We start from the raw sequence: 19,202 nt of genomic DNA, 5'->3' as shown, positions 1-19,202 counted from the left end.
CGTCATCCTCCATGTGCACGGTTTTTCATCGTATTTCAACGATTTCCTTGCATATGAATTCGACAAAGAATGCCTCAAACCCTTGCTGTTACTGGATTTTTTAATCGTTCAGCAAGCCCTAATTAAGAGCAATGAAGCATATAATATCCAAAAATAACAAATCGCCAAATGTGTTGATTAGAACCGCGGGTTCAACCTCGTCTCTATAGCAGAGACGGGGTTATTTGGGTTGGTTAAAGTCCGGGTTTGGCCGCCCCCGCTTCAAATATAGATGAATAACCATATTGAGGAGGAATTGTACATGACTCGAAATATTATGGTATTGGATACGACACTGCGTGACGGAGAACAAGTGCCGGGCGCAAAGCTGAATATACAGCAAAAGCTGGAATTTGCGGAGCAGTTACAGCGGCTGGGCGTCAATATCATCGAAGCGGGATTTCCTGCATCCTCGAAGGGAGATTTTAGGGCGGTCCAGGAGATTCCCCGCACCGTAGGTCAGAGCGTATCGATTACAACCTTGGCTAGAGCTGTAAAAGCAGACATTGATGCGGTGTATGAGAGCATCTAAATCGCGCAGGATCCTCTCATCCATATCGTGCTCGGAACATCCAATATTCATGTCGAGAAGAAATTCAACCGATCGAAGGATGCGGTACTGCAAATGGGGGTGGACGCCGTCACTTACGCCAAGTCATTGCTGCCTCATGTGCAGTATTCAACAGAGGATGCTTTCAGATCCGATTTTGAATATTTGTGGAAGACGATTGAAGCGGTCGTGAAAGCAGGAGCAACGATGAATAACGTTGCCCCTGTGTTCAAAATTTTGAATCGTCAGACGGTTAACCGGTCCGCTCTTGCTGTGTTTCTTCATCGAATCTATCATGTCCGTCTTCGAGCGACTGTTTGAGCAGCTTTTTCATCATTATCGCGCCCTTGACCTTGCTTTCAAGACAGATCGATACATGAATCTGATAAGCTTTACTGGTTAGCGATGCTTTTAGATCAGAGATGGAATGGCAGTCTGCTTCGATTTCATTCCACACACTGCCGTACTGCAGACATTGATGGGTATCGCTGCCGGCTACGACCGGCTTTCCGAAGCGTTCTGCGAGCTGCTCTACCTTCACGCGATAAGTTTTCTTCGAATATTGGTACAGGTCCTTTCCATTGAGATCAAAGGCGTCGAGGCGGTTTAACAGTTCATCAGGCAGATGATGAAGAGGGGTGCTTTCCCGGTATGGATGCGCACCTATCCGCAGGATGTCTTCCTGCTCGGTCCAATCCAGCAATACGCCAAAAGGGACGAAGTGATCAGGATCCGTATGGTCATGCAGCTTTTCCCTTAGAGCGCGAATGTTCTCTCTCGTGGAGATCATCAGAATATGCCCCGTCTCAGCGATGTCAACCTCCATACCCGGGAAAATTTTCAGTCCGTCGGCTACGTAAACGTGTCCGTTGTATGGGAATAAGCGGTCTAAAGTGTCATAAATATCGGAGAAACGAATCGTATTAAAATGCTCTGTTAAGGCGATAGCATCTAGTCCATTCGCTTTGGCTTCCTCTATCATCTCCAAAAAATAGTCTACTGAGAATTCCGTCTTCTTCGAAAGCTTGCCGTGCGTGTGAAAGTCGATATTCATTTAGAAACTCCTTCCAATCCAAAAGATAAGTATGACATAACCGGCCGAACCGGCAAGAAACTGTCCATCCTTCATCGTGAACGCAAGATGGCTTAATTTGAGACGCTTGACTTCAGGATGCTTGAAGGCGTAAGTAAAGCCCCTAGTTTCCAACGCTTCCACCGTTGTGCGAGCCCGTTTGGCTGTATTTAAAATTAACGGATAAAAGCTGATAACCGACAGCTTCAAGTAATAGGCCAGAACTCGCCAGTACAGAATCCCGTTCTTTTCGGGTCCTTTGCCGCGCAAACGAAAGGACAGCAAAATGTTCTGGTACTCTTCAATCAACGTCGGCAGCATTCGGTAACCATACGCAATACTGAAAGAAACGTGATGCGGAACGCCGAAGCTGAGCAGGCCATCGCTGAACTTCTCGGGATCCATGCTGGAAAATACCGTAATGCTAGCGAGCGAAATCACAGAAAGCCTGAGCGTAAGCAGCAGTAAGGGGACGATGGCGTCCCAGCCGCCGCTGAAAAATAACGAAACGATAAACAGAGAACCGGCTTGGCTCATTAAGCCCAGGCATAGAATGATCATTATGATCGGACTGACTTTCGAGCATAAGGTAGTTGTCATTAAGAACAAAAACAGTCCCAGCAAAATCACCGGATCATAAATAAACCAGGGAACAATCCCGAAAAACATATACCATGCGATCAGCGTGCGCGGGTCCAGCTTGGCCAGGAAGGTGCCTCCGTTGCCATAGGCTGTACGCAGCAGCTGCAGTTTGATCTCTTCGATTGAAATCTTGTCCAAAATTCTTCTAACGGCTTCCATAGGCAGCCTCCAGTTGAGAGCCCTTGTAACGGAGGGCTTCGAGAAATCGTTCGGTGGAATAACAATATCCCGAATTGTATTCGGAACCCCATAGGCGATGCGCAAGCTCCATGATTTGAGGAGGTACGAGTCCTGCGGTTTGGAGCAAAGTATGGTCGTTGAAGACCGTCTCGGTGTCTCCGTCCTGAAGCAGATGACCCTGATGCATGACAAAGATCCGATTCGACCATTCTGCCACGAGCTGCATATCATGCGTAGCGATGATCACGGTATCGACGATGCCCTGCAATTGCTCGAACATGCGAAGCATGTCTCTGCGTGTCGCCATATCTAGGTTAGCGGTCGGTTCATCCAGCATCATAATCTGTGGATTCATCGCCGCACCAATCGCCATGGAAGCTTTTCGCTGCTGTCCGCCGCTGAGCAATCTGCCGTCACGGTGCTGAAGATGGGTCAGCTCGAACCGTTCCAGTAGTTCATCTACCCACTCCTTTGTCCGAGGATGCTTGCGCGCTTTTAAGAAATATTCCATATCCTTGCGGATGGAATCCTCGATAAACATTTCCTCAGGGTTTTGGTAAATCAGCGCCACCTTGCCGCTCAGCTTTTCCGGGCCGATACGGCGCGTATCTAATCCATCCACGACAACCTTGCCCTGCGTCGGTTTCAAAATCGCGGAAATCAGGCGAAGCATAGTCGATTTGCCTGCCCCATTGTTTCCAACGATGGCCAGACGATCTCCTGAATGGATGGATAGATCGAGATTTTGCAGCACGGTCCGTTTTTCCTTCCCCATCGTTTTGAAAGCGAGCGAGACCTGATCAAACACGATGAGAGGGGATGCTTCGGAATGTACCGGAAGCGGATGATCGTGCCCTTGCTTCTGTTCGTTGTTCTTCTGTCCCTCTGCCGTCATAAACGGGATATCCGCTCTACGAAAAAAGCGTTCCGCTTCATCTAACGTGACAGGATAGCTCGTTTCCGGTTTAAGATTAGGCATGTGGGCGTAAGCAGCCTGCGTCACCTGAGGCGGAAAAATTTGCTTTTCAGTCAATTCATGAATTCGGGTTAATGCTTCTTTGGCGGGCTTCTTCCATAAAAGCTTTCCTTGATCCATCAGAACGACCTGATCACAGAAGTCGGCAATGAATTCGGTATGATGTTCGATAACGACAATCGTTTTACCGTAATCCTGATTCAGCTTCTTGAGGAACGTGTAAATCTCTCTTGCATGCTGCGGGTCCAGCTGAGCGATCGGCTCATCGATAATCATGATGTCTGGATCCATGGCCAAGGCACCGGCCAAAGCCAACAAATGCATTTGCCCGCCACTGAGCTGCCAAATAAATTGCTGGGCATGAGGGGCTAGGCCGGTCATTGCTAAAATATACGCGGCCCGTTCTTTAAAATCTCGAAAGCCGTAATTAAGTCTAGTAAATCTCACATCTTCCTCGACGGTAGGACGAACCAGCTGATTTTCGAAATCTTGATAAATGTACCCGACATGCCGTGACAAATCCGCGACGTTATGCACGGACGTATTCAGACCGTTGGTGATGACCGTTCCGGAAAAATCGCCAACGTAATAATGAGGGATGAGACCATTCAAGGTTTTGCAGAGCGTCGATTTGCCGCAGCCGTTGCGGCCGATAAATGCGACGAACTCCCCCTTCTTGATCGTAAGGCTGACGTCATTCAGAGTGGGCTGCTCGGCTCCGGGATACGTAAAAGTGACGTTCTGAATGTCGATGATCGGGGTATCAGCCATGAACATTCTCCTGTCCATTGCCGGAAACGGATTTAGAAGCCCGTCTCTTCATCATCATGATGGTAAAAAGCACCACGACAGCTGCAAGCCCGATACTGACCCAAATGAGCTGGTCACCGTACTGCCCGAGAAATTCCGATTCCCATTCCCCGATGTTCATATCGGATTCGGCCGCAAATTCTGCTAGAGTCCCGATACACGCTAGGACGATGCATACGACCAGCAGTCTTGGCGTGACGATTTCGCCTAAGGAATATTTGATAGAAGCATCTCTCGGTTTCATGCCCAGCAGCGGTTCGATTTTACCGTAAAGCCTCGGCACAAGATACAGTGTAGGAAGAAGGGCGAATAAGGTACCGGAGAACAGAACGTCCGTGATGAAGCTTACCCCTTCGATCACTAAGATGCTCTCTGCCAGGCCGGAGACGGCCTCCAATTCCTCAATGCCCAGCCATACTTTGCCGATGTCGACCATACAGCTGAGGAGCTGATGGATAGCGACTCCAAGCATGGCAGCGGTCCCAACCTGAAGACGATTGCGTGGATTGGTCACCATGGAACCGGCGATGTACATAGCGATGGAGAACAGAATAAACTTCTCTAATTCTCCCAAACCGCCGAATTGTCCAAGCATGAGCTCACCGAAAATCACTTCTCCCAGTGAAGCGCCAACGGCTCCATAGAAAGGGTGAAATAGGATGCAAAGCGTCAGCGGAATAAAAGCGAAATACTCCACGGACAGCTCGATTGGACCAAGCTGCAGGGACGGGATAAGCTCGGTGAACATGTTGGACAAGCCGTACAAGGACATGGACAAAATAAAGACCATCATTTTTTGTGAAGGGGTTAATGCATATTTTTGCTTCTGCAACGACATGTTGAATCAGCCTCCTTTGATATGGGATGTGGCCAGTATAAAATAGATTCATCAGCGGAACGTTATCGTACTGTTAATAGTTTGTAATTTTTATTACATAATTACTGTATATGAAAATAAATTTACATTTGAATTGTGATATGATGAATTTATTCTAATGACGATGGGAGAATCACAATGCTTGAGCTGCCAATCGATATCGAAAATCTATCACCTAACCAGCGGAAAATTGCTGACTATATTGAAAAGAACGGACAGCGCATTTTGCTGATGACAGAGCAGGAGATTGCTGACGAGGTGAAGCTGAGCATTGCCTCGGTATCCCGGTTTTGGAAGGCAGCTGGCTATCGGAATCTCAAGGACTTTAAGCAGCGGATGAAAGATCGGCTGGAGGTGACGCCTGCAAAAAAATTAAGCCGGACGCTCGATCACATCGAAGGAGCCGGCTTTGAACCGCAGCAGCAGCTGCTGCAGATCAGCGTTCAGCATATTGAGGAAACGATGAAGCATTTTGACCATAACCAATTTCAGCAGGCAGTGCAGACCATTAGTGCAGGAAGAAGGATATATTTATATGGACCTGGTCCATCTAAGGGACTTGCGGAGCTGATGCATTTTCGAATGTCTCGGTTTGGATTGGATATGCGCTATATGCCCGCAAGCGGCCATGATATATATGAGACCTTGCTGCATGTAACACAAGAAGATGTTATTGTATTGTTCGGCTTCATCCGAATGCTCCCCGAAGCAAGGGTCATTTATGATTACGCCGCTAAGACAGGGTGCAAGACCATCTTAATTACAGATCGCCTAGTTTCGGATTTTACGGGCAAGGACGGTGTCTCATTATACGCAAGCAGGGGCGAGGTTTGGGAATTCCATTCGATGATTGCCCCTCTCTTTATCGTAGAGAATTTAATTATTGGGGTGGGCATGAAAAATAAAGAGCAGTCTCTATCTATGCTGGAAGAGCTGAGCATGCTTCGAAAAACGTACGAAGGTATCATCCCCCGAACGTAATCCTTGCGACATTAAAAAGTGTTTTCATTTGGCGCAAATATTTGGAGAAGTAAAAAACCGGGTTTTCTCAAATAGAGATCCCGGTTTAATCATTTACAAACCTCAGCTTTTGAACACACTCACGTTCTGTTCGAGCTGATCAGCCGTCTCCTTCAAGCTGCCAGCGGAGCTGGAGATCAGGTCGACGACACTTAACTGCTGCTGCGTCGTAGCAGCGACCTCCTGCGTGCTTCCCGCCATTTGCTGGGCAATCGCATGTCCTTCCTCAATCGTATGTACAACCTCTTGGAAATAAATCTCGATCTGCTCCCAAGCTTTGGACAGTTTGTTCACTTCCTCATGAGTATGGCCAACGGATCGCACGATTTGATCAAAATGATTACCCGCATGCTCCACAATTTGGATGCCGGTCACAACCTCCTCGGAAACGTGGTTCATGGACTGGGTGGAGGATTGCAAATTCATGAAGATGGTGCCGTTGATGTCTTCAATTTGCTTGACATACTGTATTGTCTGCTCGGCTAGCTTTCTAATCTCACTAGCGACGACGGCAAAGCTTTTACCGAATTCTCCTGCATGCGCAGCCTCTATCGAGGCATTCAATGCAAGCAGGTTCGTACGGCCCGCAATGTCTTTCATGAAGCGCGTGATGCTTTCGATGTGCTGTGCGCTCGTATCCAAGGAATGAATTTGTTCCTGCGATCTATTTACGGCACTTTCAATGCTGCGAATTTGATGAGACGCTTTCACCGCTGCGTCTCCTCCTTCGCGCGCATGATTCGACATTGTACCGACTGCTTCAATGACGGCCGTGAATGTGCCCGAGATTTGCATTAATAAAGCATGCATTTTGTTCATCGCATCGACAGAGCCTCTGGCACCCTCCATTTGTGTCTCAGCTCCGGAGGCCAATTGCTGTACGGTGGACGCGATTTTATAGCTGGCATCTGACGTTTCAGTCGCAACGTGCAGTAGATGGCGGGAAGACTCTGTGACTTCCGAAGCCGTATATTTCACCTGATGGATCAAATCCCGCAGATACGAAACCATCGTTTGCACTGAATCGGTCAACATGCCAATTTCATCTTTGGATGAAGGCTTAGGCAGCGAAATGGTTAAATCGCCCTTTGCCACCTCCTCAGAGGCTTTCATCACTTGAATGATTGGCCTGGTGAATCGCTTAGCCAGAAACCATCCAAAGAGTAGTGAGAGACCGATCGACAGCGCGATGGTTATCCATAATATCAGTACGGCGTTTACGGCATTTTCTTCGTTTTGCTGTTTTAACTGCTCCGCCATGTCTAAATTATAGTTTACCAATTCATTCAAGGTTTGATTCAATGCATCCAAGGAACCATTGTTCGCGAGTTTGCTGGCATAGGCTTCTGAACTGCTGCCTTCCATGGCGGATTCGATTGTTTCCTTACGCTGAGTTCGGTATATACTTAGCTGTGCCGAGAGCTGGTCCAGCATTTTATGCCCGTCATCGTGCAGGGTATGCTGCTTCAGCTCCTCAATCAGCTCATCGATCTGATGATCATTCGCAGTGATTTCTTCCATATATCTTTCCCTGCGAAGCGGGTTATTGGACGCCAAAATTACTTCAAGAATATATGCTTCGTTCGTTCTGCTGCTCTCCTGAATCGTTTGAATTTCGTTTAAAGGCAGCATTCGCTCCTCATACATCGCTGTCATCTTCTCGTTCGTTTCATTTAAATAGTAGTATGCTGTTCCTCCCAATATCGCCATAAAGAAGGTAGAGATTAATACCAATGCGTAAATTTTAGCTGCAACCTTAACATTCTTTAGTTTTTCTAATAGATTGCTTTTCAAATAATGCTGAAGTTTCATAGGATTCCCCTCCTAAATGATATATGGCTTTTCTATCTGTCTTTATTTAATATAATCAGGCAGTATTTTCCACATATCTTCGTTGTGTTAATGGAATGTAAAAAGGTAGGAAAAATGTCGGAATGAATATGATTCTGGAGAAGGATGGATTCTATTGTATAGGTCCTTGGAAGGGATATGATAAAAAGATAATCGATCATTCGAACAATTTTTACATAGAGTTAACAAAAATATTGAATTTGTTTAATATTCCACCTTTAACATGAATGATGTTAAGACAAAACGAAATTTGGATGGGGGAGAAAATGAAGATGAAAAAACTCTTGCTGACAACACTTTTACTAGTAGTAGCGATGACCACAGTTTTAGCTGGTTGCGGCTCCTCGAACAACAACAACGAGGGCAACGCAAACGGCGAGCAAGGAGCTTCAAATACGCAGACGGAACAGGTGAGCGGCTCCATTACCGTGCTTGGTTCTTCCGCAATGCAGCCACTTGTTGATGAAGCAGCGAAGCAGTTCATGGCAGAAAATACAGACGCACAAATCGCAGTACAAGGCGGGGGCAGCGGTACCGGCTTAAGCCAAGTATCCTCCGGCGGTGCGGATATCGGAAACTCGGATATTTTTGCAGAGGAAAAAGAGGGTATCGATGCATCCCAGTTAGTTGACCATAAAGTAGCAGTTGTCGGTATGGCGGCTGTAGCGCATCCAGAAGTTGGCGTAGATAACCTGACGAAGCAGCAATTGATCGATATTTTCACAGGTAAAATTACGAACTGGAGTGAAGTTGGCGGTGCGGATCAAGAAATCGTTCTTGTGAACCGTCCTGAATCCTCCGGAACACGCGCTACGTTCTTTAAGTTCGCATTAGATGGAAATCAAGAAAAAGCAGGGATTACGGAAGATTCTTCCGGTACCGTTAAGAAAATTATCGGTGAAACACCAGGCGCAATTGGATACTTGGCATTCTCTTACTTCGATGATACTGTAAAACCATTGTCCTTAGATGGAGTGGAGCCTACGGTTGAAAATGTAACAACAAACGAATTCCCGATCTGGGCATATCAGCACATGTATACGAAAGGTGAACCGCAAGGTTTGGCGAAAGCTTTCCTAGAGTACATGATGTCCGAAGAAGTACAAAACTCCTTAGTAACCGAAATGGGCTACATCGCAGCTACTTCCATGAAAGTAGAACGCGATGCAGAGGGCAACATCGTCGGCGGCGACAATCAATCGACATCGGCAGCATCTGAAGAAGCAGAAGGTTCGATCGTAGCGTTGGGTTCTTCCGCAATGCAGCCACTCGTTGACGAAGCGGCAAAATTGTTCATGGCTGAAAATCCAAACGCAACAGTTTCTGTACAAGGCGGGGGCAGTGGTACGGGTCTTAGCCAAGTAGACGCTGGTGGTGCGGATATCGGGAACTCTGATGTTTTCGCAGAGGAAAAAGAAGGCATTGATGCTGCATCTTTGAAGGACCATAAAGTAGCGGTTGTGGGTATGGCGGCAGTCGCACATCCAGAAGTCGGCGTAGATAACCTGACAAAGCAGCAGTTGATTGATATCTTTACAGGCAAAATCACGAACTGGAGTGAAGTTGGCGGTGCGGATCAAGAAATCGTACTTGTAAATCGTCCTACATCCTCCGGAACTCGCGCTACATTCTTTAAATTTGGATTAGATGGAAATGAAGAAAAAGAAGGTATCACGGAAGACTCCTCCGGTACGGTTAAGAAAATTATCGGTGAAACACCAGGCGCAATCGGATACTTAGCATTCTCTTATTTCGATGACACGGTAAAACCTTTGGCTTTGGATGGTGTAGAGCCAACCATCGAGAACGTGGCTACGAATGACTTCCCAATCTGGGCATATCAGCACATGTATACGAAAGGCGAGCCTGAAGGATTGGAAAAAGCGTTCCTTGATTTCATCTTGAGCGATGCAGTACAGGATACACTGGTTCCGGATATGGGATACATCCCTGTAACTGCGATGAAAGTCGATCGCGATGCTGAAGGCAACATCACGAATAAATAATAGAGCTTAATCAACCAGTATAGCTGCACGGCACGTACTGAAAGGTGGGGATATACCCGCCTTTTCGTACGTTGGTCTGATTATTCCAAGGATTAACTGAAATGGTTCCCCCAACCATATTACAAATAGATTGATAGGCTGAAAATGTAAAGGTTTCATGAATAGGAGGTAGACCGCTTGAAGAAGCATCATATAGAAGAGAAAGTAGGTCGCACATTAACAACGGTCAGCATCAGTATTTTGCTTATCGTTATTGTTGCCATTACCTATTTTATTGCATCCAAAGGGTTAAGTACGTTTTTCAAAGACCAAATTAATATTGTGGATTTTCTGTTTGGAACGGACTGGTCTCCAGAAAGAGCAGAAGCTGACGGGGGCCGGTCATTTGGTGCTTTTTCGTTTATTTTCGGTTCGTTCGCCGTAACGATTATCGCTGCGATTATCAGCGGTCCGCTCGGTATCGGAGCCGCTATCTTTATGACGGAAATTGCCCCTTCCTGGGGTCAAAAAGTACTGCAGCCTGTAATCGAGCTGCTTGTAGGTATTCCGTCAGTCGTTTATGGCTTCGTAGGATTGTCGGTCATTGTTCCTTTCTTCAGGGAACATTTCGATGGTTTGGGGTTCGGCATTGCCGCCGGTTCCATCGTGCTAGCCATTATGATTATGCCAACCATCACAAGCGTTGCGTATGATGCCTTGAAGGCACTGCCGGGCAACATTAAAGAAGCATCCTATGGTTTAGGTGCGACGAGATGGCAGACGATTGCGAAGGTTCTAATACCTACGGCGCTGCCAGGCCTGCTGACAGGTGTTGTGCTGGGGATGGCAAGAGCATTTGGAGAAGCGCTCGCGGTTCAGATGGTGATCGGAAACGCGCAGGTGCTTCCAGATTCAATGTTCAACCCTGCAAGCACGATTACCAGTGTACTGACCCTTGAGATGGGGAATACCGTTATGGGATCGAGCTACAATAACGCCTTATGGTCACTTGCGCTCATCCTGCTCCTCATGTCCTTCTTCTTCATCATGCTAATTCGCCTGCTTGGAAGGAGGAACCAGCTCCATGGACGTTAGAATGAAAGATAAAATTGCAACGGTCGTTTTTTGCTTGATTGCTGGACTGATCATTGGGATTCTTGTTTTTCTTATCGGCTTTATTTTGTATCGCGGACTATCGCATATTAGTTACGACTTTCTAACTTCTGTACCGCAGTCATTTAGAGAAGGGGGCGGCGTCGGTCCGCAAATTTTCAATTCCTTCTTCCTGCTTGTTATGACGATGATCATTACAGTGCCGATTGGGATGCTTGGCGGCATCTATATGTCGGAATACGCAAAGCCAAACAAGCTGACAAGCCTCATTCGAACCGTCATTGAGGTGTTATCATCCTTGCCTTCTATTGTGGTTGGTTTGTTCGGGCTGCTGCTGTTCGTGAATGTATTCGGGTGGGGATTCTCGTTATTCTCTGGTGCACTCGCACTAACGGTGTTCAACCTGCCGCTGATGGTTCGGATTACAGAGCAGGCGCTGCAGTCTGTTTCTAGGGAACAACGTGAAGCGAGCTTGGCGCTAGGCTTGTCCAAATGGAGGACGATCGTATCCGTTGTTATCCCCTCCGCGCTGCCTGGTATTATTACCGGGACGATTTTGGCTTCGGGAAGAGTATTCGGAGAAGCGGCTGCTCTGATGTATACGGCGGGTATGAGTACTCCGCCGCTCGACTTCAGCAACTGGAATCCATTAGCAAACAATTCGCCGCTTAATCCTTTCCGTCCAGCTGAAACGCTGGCCGTGCATATATGGAAGATCAACAGTGAAGGCATTGCGCCAGACGCGAAGGAAATTGCAGCCGGTGCGTCCGCGGTTCTAGTCATTGCGGTTCTTATTTTCAATTTATTGGCTAGATGGCTTGGCAGATGGATTCATCGGTTCTTTACAGCGAGCAAATAGGAGGGGATAAGATGAAAATGCCGACTACGGAAACCAAACAAGAACAGAAGACCGGTATCATAGCAGATATTGCACTCGAAGCGAAAAACTTTTCAATGTATTATTCCAATTTCAAAGCCGTAAAGAATGTCTCGATGGCCTTTCCAAAAAATGATGTCACGGCTTTGATCGGTCCGTCAGGATGCGGGAAGTCGACGTTTCTTCGTTCATTGAATCGGATGAATGATATTATTCCGGGAACGCGCATGGAAGGTGAGATCCTGTTAGACGGCAACAATATTTTGGATCCAACTGTAGATGTGGTCGAGCTTCGGCGCCAGATTGGCATGGTATGGCAGCGTCCAAACCCTTTTGAGAAATCTGTCTTTGATAATGTGGCTTACGGTCCGAAATATCAAGGCATTCGGAATAAGAAGAAACTAGAGGAAATCGTTGAGGAAAGCCTGCGGAAGGCCGCTTTATGGGATGAAGTGAAGGACCGGCTGCATACATCCGCAAAAGCGCTGTCCGGGGGACAGCAGCAGCGGCTCTGTATCGCGCGTTCGATTGCAATTAAACCGAGAATCCTGTTATTGGATGAGCCTACATCCGCACTGGATCCGATCTCCACGATGAAGATTGAAGAACTGGTCGTTGAATTGAAAAAAGAATATACCATTATTATCGTAACGCACAATATGCAGCAGGCGGCGCGTATTTCCTCCTACACAGCATTCTTTTTGATGGGAGATCTCATTGAATACGATCAAACGAACAATATGTTTTTGAGTCCTTCGAAACAAGAAACAAGCGACTACATTGCTGGAAGATTCGGCTAGGTTCTGGAGGGGAATATGAGTATTGTCGAAATCAAAGATCTGAATTTATATTATGGGCAGTTTCAAGCCTTGAAATCGGTGAACATGAAGGTCGAGAAGGGCAGCGTAACGGCTTTTATCGGCCCGAGCGGCTGCGGAAAATCGACACTGCTTCGAACGATCAACCGCATGAACGATTTAATAAAAAATGTTCGGATCGAAGGCGAGCTTTTTGTCAAAGGCAAGGATATCTATGCCGCGGATGTCAGGCTGGAGCAGCTGCGCAAACAGATTGGCATGGTTTTCCAACAGCCTAATCCATTTCCGAAATCAATCTATGACAATGTCGCCTTTGGTCCGATAATCCATGGGATTAAAGACAAGAAAACGTTGGATGAAATCGTGGAAACCAGCCTTCAAAAAGCCGTTTTATGGAACGAAGTGAAGGATAATCTGCATAAATCTGCTTTCGGATTGTCCGGCGGGCAGCAGCAGCGGCTATGTATTGCCAGAGCACTTGCCGTGAACCCGGATATCATGCTGATGGATGAGCCGACTTCTGCACTCGATCCGATATCCACAACGAAAATCGAAGAATTAATTGATGAATTAAAGAATAACTATACCATTATCATTGTAACTCACAACATGCATCAAGCAGGTCGTGTATCTGACCAGACCGCGTTTTTTCTAAACGGTGAGGTTGTAGAGTTCGCGGATACAAAGACGATATTTACGAATCCGTCGGATCAACGGACCGAAGACTACATTTCCGGAAGATTTGGCTAAGAGAAGGAGGAGAAGAAATATGCCGAACAAAAGGCAATTATTTGACGCGCATTTGAATGAGCTTCGTGAAGCACTGATTGACATGGGGAAGATGGTAGAGCAGGCGATTATTGATTCCGTGGCATCACTTAAAAACTCGAACGAAGAGCTTGCCAAACAAGTGATCGATCATGATGTGAAGATCAACCAGATGGAAGAGAAAATCGATGAGATTGGTACGACGTTAATCGCCACACAACAGCCAGTAGCGAAGGACCTGCGGCGCATTTTAATCGCATTCCGTATGGCAAGTGATTTGGAGAGAATGGGCGATCTTGCTGTTGATATATCCAAGGCCACATTGCGGCTAAATCAGCAGTCTTTAATGAAGCCGCTTGTCGATATTCCAAGAATGGCCGAAATCGTACAGATGATGACGAATGAGAGTATTCGTTCATATGTTGAGGAAAACGTCGATCTCGCTTATAAAATGGCGAGGATGGACGACGAGGTCGATCATCTGCACAGCCAGATTCTGCGTGAAATGTTTGGCTACATGGCCGATAATCCACAGCTGATCAATCAGGCACAGCTGCTCAGTTTCGTCAGCAGATATCTGGAGCGTATGGCAGATCATGCAACCAATATCGGTGAGAATGTTGTCTATCTCGTCCAAGGTAAACGTCCAGATTTGAATAGCTGATATCGTTCAATTTCTGATTCTAATGTTCTGCAAAATGAAGAAGTAAATCAGTTTGAATCCATCCCTTGCGAAAAGCGAGGGATTTTTTTGTTGGAAAACATGTGCTGTTAGAGAATTGAAAATGAAGCCTATTGACGTATATAGGGGGCGGAGGGAAAATATTGACTTGTGAAGCCCCACTCACGCCGAGTGAGGCTTTTCCTAATGATTGGTTGAACACAGCTGCTTAAGCCAGCTTTTCCCCGATTCTCTGCACCATCTCTAACCATTTGCGCCGTTTTTCTGGGGTTGAAGGCTTCACCGGAGTGATTTCAGTTACTTTAACGGGCTTAATTCCACAAAAGTTCAAGATGTTGCGTTTCATCACGAGATGTCCTGCATTCCAATAAATCCAGCGGTTATACCAGGACGGGGTGTCCATAGTGACAATGAGCCTGGCAGACTTCCCTTGCAGCAGCTTATCCCATAGTACGGAGTTCTCGCGATACTTAAACGCGAAGCCCGGCAGGAATACACGATCGATAAATCCCTTCAGCACGGCGGGCATGGCTCCCCACCAGATCGGATACACAAAGACCAGATGATCGGCCCAACGGATCATGTCCTGTGCGTCGACTAATTCCTCTTCCAGATCTGTGCGTTTGCGGTATCCGTATTTTAAGTTGAGATTGAATGAAAGCTTGCTTAAATCAATGGTGCGGATTTGTGCCGAGCGACTTTCTGCTCCCTTGATATAGGCTTTAGACAGCGCGGAGCAAAAGCTTTCAGGATCGGGATGTCCGTTAATGACAAGGATATTCATTTTTTTTACCTCCTCAATAAGTTCTCTCGTCGAGATGAGCATCATCGTACCTGCGAAGTAAGGGAGTCGTTTACAATGAGCGGAAGAAACGATTTCCAATTTGTGATATGATGGTCAGCAGATATATATAAAGCATAAAGATTCCTATACGATAAAAAAATGATCAAACCCGTATACGTTTTGATGATTTGCGCAAGGGGGAGAAGATGTGTGAGGAGCAGTCAAGGAATGGCTGTATCGATGCTGTTTCCGCTCAAAAAAGCGATCATGCATAAGGGCTTTGATTTTGAGCAGTTTTGCAGGTATGCTTCCATGGATGCAGTTATATTGCAGGATGTCGAAGCACGTATTGATGCCGAAGAGCTTGAAAGGCTTATGTATGCGGCAGCGGAATTCACGGGGGACGATCATTTCGGCCTGCATCAAGGACAGTTAACCGATACGGCGGATCTGGGCATTCTAGGTTACGTCATGATGCATTCCGATGATATCGCAGCAGCGATGAAAGCATACCAAAGATATAACGTGATTGTTTGCAGCGGATACAATGTGGAATGGGAATTAGACGGCGAGGATGTTCTGTTTCGGTTCTCTTCAACGAATTCGATTCCGATGTCCCGCCATTGTATGGAGGATATGGCCAGCTCGCTGTATCATCTGATGCAGCATATGAGCAATCGAACGATCCCTATGCGTCACATTAGTTTTAAGCATTCGGGTCCATCCAATCTAGAACCCTATGTAAACGTATTTGGAGTCATACCTCGATTCGAGCGTGAGAATAACGTCATGCGAATGAGCAAGGACATATTGAAATATCCGATTCTTTATTCAGATCCGAGGCTGCTCAGAGCCTTTGAGTCGATTGCGGGGGATATTAAGGAGAAGCTGGTTCAGGGCAAATGGTTTACAGAACGGGTATTTCAATGGATGATGAAATGCATGCCGAATTCATTTCCTACGCTGCAGCAAACCGCGGAACAATTCGAGATGAGCACAAGAACGCTGCAAGCAAAATTGAAGGAGGAAGGCACCTCGTTCCATGATTTATCTGCCAATGTTCGCAAGGAAATCGCTGTCAGTTATTTAAACCGAAAAGACTATTCCATTAGTGAAATTGCCTATTTGCTGCATTTTTCAGAACCAAGTGCATTCCATAATGCTTTCAAGAAATGGACGGGGGTGGCTCCAGGGCAATATCGCGCCAATATGGCTCAGGATCGTGTTTCTGGGGAAACGGGATAAAAGAATAACAAAATCAGACGCTTGCTTTGACGAGGCGTCTTTTTTCTTCACAGAGGACTTTCATGTCAGACAGTCGAACTTCTACAATATTTGGAAAGGAGATGGCAATGGATATGAAATCGAAAGCGGATATGCGCACGGCACTTCATCACATGATTGAACCGCTGGAGCCTTATTTTAGCCCAGGGCATACCCGGCTATGGCTCGGTTCATCGAATTCTTATTGCGGTAAAGATATCGGAGGATTGGAGGCTTTCTCGAGAATATTGTGGGGGCTTGTACCTCTGCTTGCCGGCGGCGGGATGTCGTCCCAGAACGAAAGTATTCGGCGAAAGATTTTGGATGGCATTCGAAACGGCACGAACCCGCAACATGAGGAATACTGGGGCGATGTGAAATATACCGACCAGCGTCTGGTGGAAATGGCTGTCTTTGGTCTCGCGCTGTCTCTTGCTCCGTCCGTCTTTTGGGATCCATTGACCACGGAAGAGAAACATAACTTGGTCCATTGGCTGAGTCAAATAAATCATAACGAGCTGCCGCCGAACAACTGGCATTTCTTTCGGGTTCTTGTGAATATCGGTTTAGAAAGCGTTGGCCAGCCTTCTGACGCAGACAAGCTGCGGGAGTCGTTGGAACTGATCGAAAGTTTATATGTCGGAGACGGATGGTATTCTGACGATAATCGAGCTTTTCAACGCGATTATTATATTTCATTTGCCTTTCATTTTTATGGATTGATTTATTCCGTACTGATGAAAGAAAAGGATCCGGAACGTTCTGCCGTATACGTGAAACGGGCTCGCCAATTTTCCCATGATTTTATGTACTGGTTTTCCGAGGACGGTTCGGCATTACCGTTTGGTCGCAGCTTAACTTACCGATTTGCGCAGGTATCGTTCTGGTGTGCGATGGCATTCGCCGGTGTCGATGACGACTATGATTACGGCGTGATGAAAGGTCTCGTGATGCGCCATCTGCGATGGTGGTTGGAACGGGATATCTTCTCGCCGGAAGGCTTGTTAACGATCGGATACGCGTATGCCAATCTCAATATGGCGGAAAGCTACAACGCGCCTGGATCGCCATATTGGGCACTGAAGAGCTTCCTCGTATTGGCGCTCCCGGACGAACATCCTTTCTGGCAGGCCGAAGAGAAGCCGCTGCCTAAGCTGCAAAGCAGATCCATTCAAAAGCACGCCGGCATGATCCTTTGTCACGATGACAACCACCATCATGTGTATGCTCTGACTTCGGGACAGCTCTCCTATACGGAGCATTCGCATAATGAAGCGAAATATGCGAAATTCGCCTACTCCAACCGATTTGGATTCAGTGTACCGAAGGGGATGTACGGTTTGTCCTACGGTGCTTTCGATTCCATGCTGGCGTTAAGTGAGCAGGATGGTTACTACCGGGGAAGGCGTGAATGCGAGCTTGTGGAGTGGCAGAATGAGGTGCTGTACAGCCGATGGCGGCCTTGGCGGGACGTCACGATTGATACATGGCTCGTTCCTATCAATGGTCAGTGGCACGTTCGAATCCACCGGATTGAAACGAACCGACCGCTGGCTTCGGCAGAAGGCGGATTCGCCATTCCGCAAGGCACTGCCGAGGCTTGGGGAACGAGTGAAATGATCGACTTGATCGGCAATCGCCGAACGGATGATGTAACAAGTGAGCCGAATACGAATATCATACATTCCGGCAGTAACCGGATTCCAACGCTGAGAGGTGAACTTGAGGCGGGGATACATTGGTACGGCGCGGCCGTATTTGCCTCGGTGGACGGAGAAGCCACTCAGCAGTGGAGGGAACAGGCACCGGTTTTAATCAAGGATCAGGGTGTATGGCAGATTCAATTTAAAGGGACGTTGGTTGCTTCGATCACCGGTACCTCCTAAGATCATCGGTTTTTCAAAAGATGAAAAAGGCTTCAGCCATAGGCTGAAGCCTTTTCATAGAAATGATGCACCTTCTAAGTTGTACCAAGTTGCTTGTCCAATCCATTGTTTTTTCCAGAGACAAGGACTGAATTTTACTGCGGTGACGGAAATCTTGCTGCTTCGAAACGAGTATCTGTATCTGCCGCTATCGATCCAGCTGTATTGCTCTCGGCAAACACTTCTACTCTATCTCCCGCTTGCAATTGCAAGATCGTGGATACGGTGACTACGTTTATGAAGTTGCTAGGTCCGAAGAAATCATTATCAATTGCTACAGCAGGAGCTCCATTGACCCGAATCTCGACTCTTGCCCGATAATTAACATTCGGATTTGTTGGATTGAAAGCAATGGTTCCTAGAATGGAATAAACCCCTCGCCGAGATGGAGTGAAAGTGGAGTTGGCCGGATTATATTCATTAGCAAGATCGAACTGCTCATTTGGAAACAGCACTTTGACGGGAGTATTGGCGGCAACCGGAATAGCCGATGTAGTATTCACTGCACGAAAAGCGGAAGTGATGGCGAATCCGCCAAGAGTGTCTACATTGACATTCAGCACCGGATTTCCTACATTCGAGATACCTTGTACCGGATTACCCACGTTGGACAACGAGTCCGTAATCGTGTCTGTATCGGTCTGTGTTTGGGCCTGCAGCTGCGCCTGCAATTGGGCCTGAAGCTGTGCTTGGATCTGCGCTTGCAGCTGCAGCTGGAGTTGCAGCTGGGCTTGAATGTCTTTGAGACGGATACTGTCGTTGTTCTTCTTCTTATCATGATGCTTGTCCTTTAAGTCCTCGTACTTTTCTTTATATTTCTCGTATTTTTCCTTATATTCTTTGTATTTAGGGCTTGCTGAACGATTAAAAAATCCAGTAACAGCAAGGGTTTGAGGCATTCTTTGTCGAATTCATATGCAAGGAAATCGTTGAAATACGATGAAAAACCGTGCACATGGAGGATGACGAT

The 19,202-nt window shown here is 46.8% G+C and carries 16 protein-coding genes and 2 pseudogenes; 11 read left to right on the top strand and 7 right to left on the bottom strand.

Translation table 11 applies throughout. The features are described 5' to 3' along the window. Positions 1–301 precede the first annotated feature (301 nt). A pseudogene (locus ACFPXP_RS10775) lies at positions 302–898 on the top strand (2-isopropylmalate synthase); the annotation flags it as partial. Here ACFPXP_RS10775 and ACFPXP_RS10770 read toward each other — a convergent pair. The 4 genes from ACFPXP_RS10770 to ACFPXP_RS10755 are packed head-to-tail and all read right to left on the bottom strand — an operon-like array spanning position 843 to position 5,107. Next, entirely contained in the window at positions 843–1,643 is an 801-nt protein-coding gene (locus tag ACFPXP_RS10770; RefSeq protein WP_379894206.1) for a PHP domain-containing protein, read from the bottom strand. The pseudogene ACFPXP_RS10775 and the gene ACFPXP_RS10770 overlap by 56 nt on opposite strands. Then, complete coding sequence (locus ACFPXP_RS10765) at positions 1,644–2,462, bottom strand: energy-coupling factor transporter transmembrane component T family protein (protein ID WP_379894205.1); 819 nt, start codon at positions 2,460–2,462, stop codon at positions 1,644–1,646. It abuts the gene before it with no gap. Beyond that, positions 2,449–4,230 carry an ABC transporter ATP-binding protein gene (locus tag ACFPXP_RS10760; protein ID WP_379894204.1) on the bottom strand — a complete coding sequence of 594 codons (1,782 nt, stop codon included), beginning with the start codon at positions 4,228–4,230 and terminating at the stop codon, positions 2,449–2,451. Before ACFPXP_RS10760 ends, ACFPXP_RS10765 begins: the two co-directional genes overlap by 14 nt. Continuing rightward, the gene (locus ACFPXP_RS10755; protein WP_379894203.1) at positions 4,223–5,107 is read right to left on the bottom strand and encodes a cell division protein FtsQ; all 885 of its coding nucleotides are present in this window, start codon (positions 5,105–5,107) and stop codon (positions 4,223–4,225) included. Before ACFPXP_RS10755 ends, ACFPXP_RS10760 begins: the two co-directional genes overlap by 8 nt. 177 nt (positions 5,108–5,284) lie before the next feature. Here ACFPXP_RS10755 and ACFPXP_RS10750 point away from each other — a divergent pair, with 177 nt between their 5' ends. After that, on the top strand, positions 5,285–6,127 hold the full coding sequence (locus ACFPXP_RS10750; protein WP_379894202.1) for a MurR/RpiR family transcriptional regulator: 843 nt from the start codon (positions 5,285–5,287) through the stop codon (positions 6,125–6,127). 102 nt (positions 6,128–6,229) lie between these two features. Here the strand turns inward: ACFPXP_RS10750 and ACFPXP_RS10745 are convergent, their stop codons facing one another. Beyond that, the gene (locus ACFPXP_RS10745) at positions 6,230–7,978 is read right to left on the bottom strand and encodes a methyl-accepting chemotaxis protein (RefSeq protein WP_379894201.1); all 1,749 of its coding nucleotides are present in this window, start codon (positions 7,976–7,978) and stop codon (positions 6,230–6,232) included. A 311-nt stretch (positions 7,979–8,289) separates the two neighbouring features. Here ACFPXP_RS10745 and ACFPXP_RS10740 point away from each other — a divergent pair. The 7 genes and pseudogenes from ACFPXP_RS10740 to phoU all read left to right on the top strand — a co-directional run. Next, positions 8,290–9,192 (top strand): annotated as a pseudogene (locus ACFPXP_RS10740) (phosphate ABC transporter substrate-binding protein); the annotation flags it as partial. Continuing rightward, entirely contained in the window at positions 9,166–10,023 is an 858-nt protein-coding gene (locus ACFPXP_RS10735) for a phosphate ABC transporter substrate-binding protein (protein ID WP_379894209.1), read from the top strand. The pseudogene ACFPXP_RS10740 and the gene ACFPXP_RS10735, both read left to right, overlap by 27 nt. A 177-nt stretch (positions 10,024–10,200) precedes the next feature. After that, complete coding sequence (gene pstC, locus ACFPXP_RS10730) at positions 10,201–11,097, top strand: phosphate ABC transporter permease subunit PstC (RefSeq protein WP_379894200.1); 897 nt, start codon at positions 10,201–10,203, stop codon at positions 11,095–11,097. Next, on the top strand, positions 11,087–11,974 hold the full coding sequence (pstA, locus tag ACFPXP_RS10725; protein WP_379894199.1) for a phosphate ABC transporter permease PstA: 888 nt from the start codon (positions 11,087–11,089) through the stop codon (positions 11,972–11,974). Before pstC ends, pstA begins: the two co-directional genes overlap by 11 nt. A 17-nt stretch (positions 11,975–11,991) precedes the next feature. After that, positions 11,992–12,792 (top strand): phosphate ABC transporter ATP-binding protein PstB, encoded by an 801-nt coding sequence (pstB, locus tag ACFPXP_RS10720; protein ID WP_379894208.1) that lies wholly within the window; start codon positions 11,992–11,994, stop codon positions 12,790–12,792. Positions 12,793–12,807: 15 nt separating this feature from the next. Next, positions 12,808–13,560, top strand: a complete 753-nt coding sequence (gene pstB, locus ACFPXP_RS10715; protein WP_379894198.1) for a phosphate ABC transporter ATP-binding protein PstB — start codon at positions 12,808–12,810, stop codon at positions 13,558–13,560. 19 nt (positions 13,561–13,579) lie between these two features. After that, positions 13,580–14,242, top strand: coding sequence for a phosphate signaling complex protein PhoU (gene phoU, locus ACFPXP_RS10710; RefSeq protein WP_379894197.1), 663 nt, complete (start codon positions 13,580–13,582; stop codon positions 14,240–14,242). Positions 14,243–14,468: 226 nt separating this feature from the next. On the opposite strand, the gene ACFPXP_RS10705 is transcribed toward phoU, so the two are convergent. Further along, positions 14,469–15,044, bottom strand: coding sequence for an NAD(P)H-dependent oxidoreductase (locus ACFPXP_RS10705; protein ID WP_379894196.1), 576 nt, complete (start codon positions 15,042–15,044; stop codon positions 14,469–14,471). Between the two features lie 210 nt (positions 15,045–15,254). Between ACFPXP_RS10705 and ACFPXP_RS10700 the strand changes: the two genes are divergently transcribed. Both ACFPXP_RS10700 and ACFPXP_RS10695 read left to right on the top strand, forming a co-directional pair. Beyond that, positions 15,255–16,289, top strand: coding sequence for an AraC family transcriptional regulator (locus ACFPXP_RS10700; protein ID WP_379894195.1), 1,035 nt, complete (start codon positions 15,255–15,257; stop codon positions 16,287–16,289). A gap of 113 nt (positions 16,290–16,402) precedes the next feature. Further along, complete coding sequence (locus ACFPXP_RS10695) at positions 16,403–18,193, top strand: DUF2264 domain-containing protein (protein WP_379894194.1); 1,791 nt, start codon at positions 16,403–16,405, stop codon at positions 18,191–18,193. Between the two features lie 134 nt (positions 18,194–18,327). Here ACFPXP_RS10695 and ACFPXP_RS10690 read toward each other — a convergent pair whose 3' ends face one another. Continuing rightward, positions 18,328–18,792 carry a C1q-like domain-containing protein gene (locus ACFPXP_RS10690; RefSeq protein WP_379894207.1) on the bottom strand — a complete coding sequence of 155 codons (465 nt, stop codon included), beginning with the start codon at positions 18,790–18,792 and terminating at the stop codon, positions 18,328–18,330. Positions 18,793–19,202: the final 410 nt, after the last annotated feature.

The organism is Marinicrinis lubricantis (assembly GCF_042658665.1).
Taxonomy (GTDB): Bacteria; Bacillota; Bacilli; order Paenibacillales; family KCTC-33676; genus Marinicrinis; species Marinicrinis lubricantis.
This window is presented reverse-complemented; position numbering and strand designations above follow the sequence as displayed.

Coding starts and splice junctions, on each gene's coding strand:
- ACFPXP_RS10705 (WP_379894196.1), bottom strand. CDS start 15,044: ATGAATATCCTTGTCATTAACGGACATCCCGATCCTGAAAGCTTTTGC.
- ACFPXP_RS10745 (WP_379894201.1), bottom strand. CDS start 7,978: ATGAAACTTCAGCATTATTTGAAAAGCAATCTATTAGAAAAACTAAAG.
- ACFPXP_RS10695 (WP_379894194.1), top strand. CDS start 16,403: ATGAAATCGAAAGCGGATATGCGCACGGCACTTCATCACATGATTGAA.
- ACFPXP_RS10750 (WP_379894202.1), top strand. CDS start 5,285: ATGCTTGAGCTGCCAATCGATATCGAAAATCTATCACCTAACCAGCGG.
- ACFPXP_RS10765 (WP_379894205.1), bottom strand. CDS start 2,462: ATGGAAGCCGTTAGAAGAATTTTGGACAAGATTTCAATCGAAGAGATC.
- phoU (WP_379894197.1), top strand. CDS start 13,580: ATGCCGAACAAAAGGCAATTATTTGACGCGCATTTGAATGAGCTTCGT.
- ACFPXP_RS10755 (WP_379894203.1), bottom strand. CDS start 5,107: ATGTCGTTGCAGAAGCAAAAATATGCATTAACCCCTTCACAAAAAATG.
- pstB (WP_379894198.1), top strand. CDS start 12,808: ATGAGTATTGTCGAAATCAAAGATCTGAATTTATATTATGGGCAGTTT.
- ACFPXP_RS10760 (WP_379894204.1), bottom strand. CDS start 4,230: ATGGCTGATACCCCGATCATCGACATTCAGAACGTCACTTTTACGTAT.
- pstA (WP_379894199.1), top strand. CDS start 11,087: ATGGACGTTAGAATGAAAGATAAAATTGCAACGGTCGTTTTTTGCTTG.
- ACFPXP_RS10770 (WP_379894206.1), bottom strand. CDS start 1,643: ATGAATATCGACTTTCACACGCACGGCAAGCTTTCGAAGAAGACGGAA.
- ACFPXP_RS10735 (WP_379894209.1), top strand. CDS start 9,166: ATGAAAGTAGAACGCGATGCAGAGGGCAACATCGTCGGCGGCGACAAT.
- pstB (WP_379894208.1), top strand. CDS start 11,992: ATGCCGACTACGGAAACCAAACAAGAACAGAAGACCGGTATCATAGCA.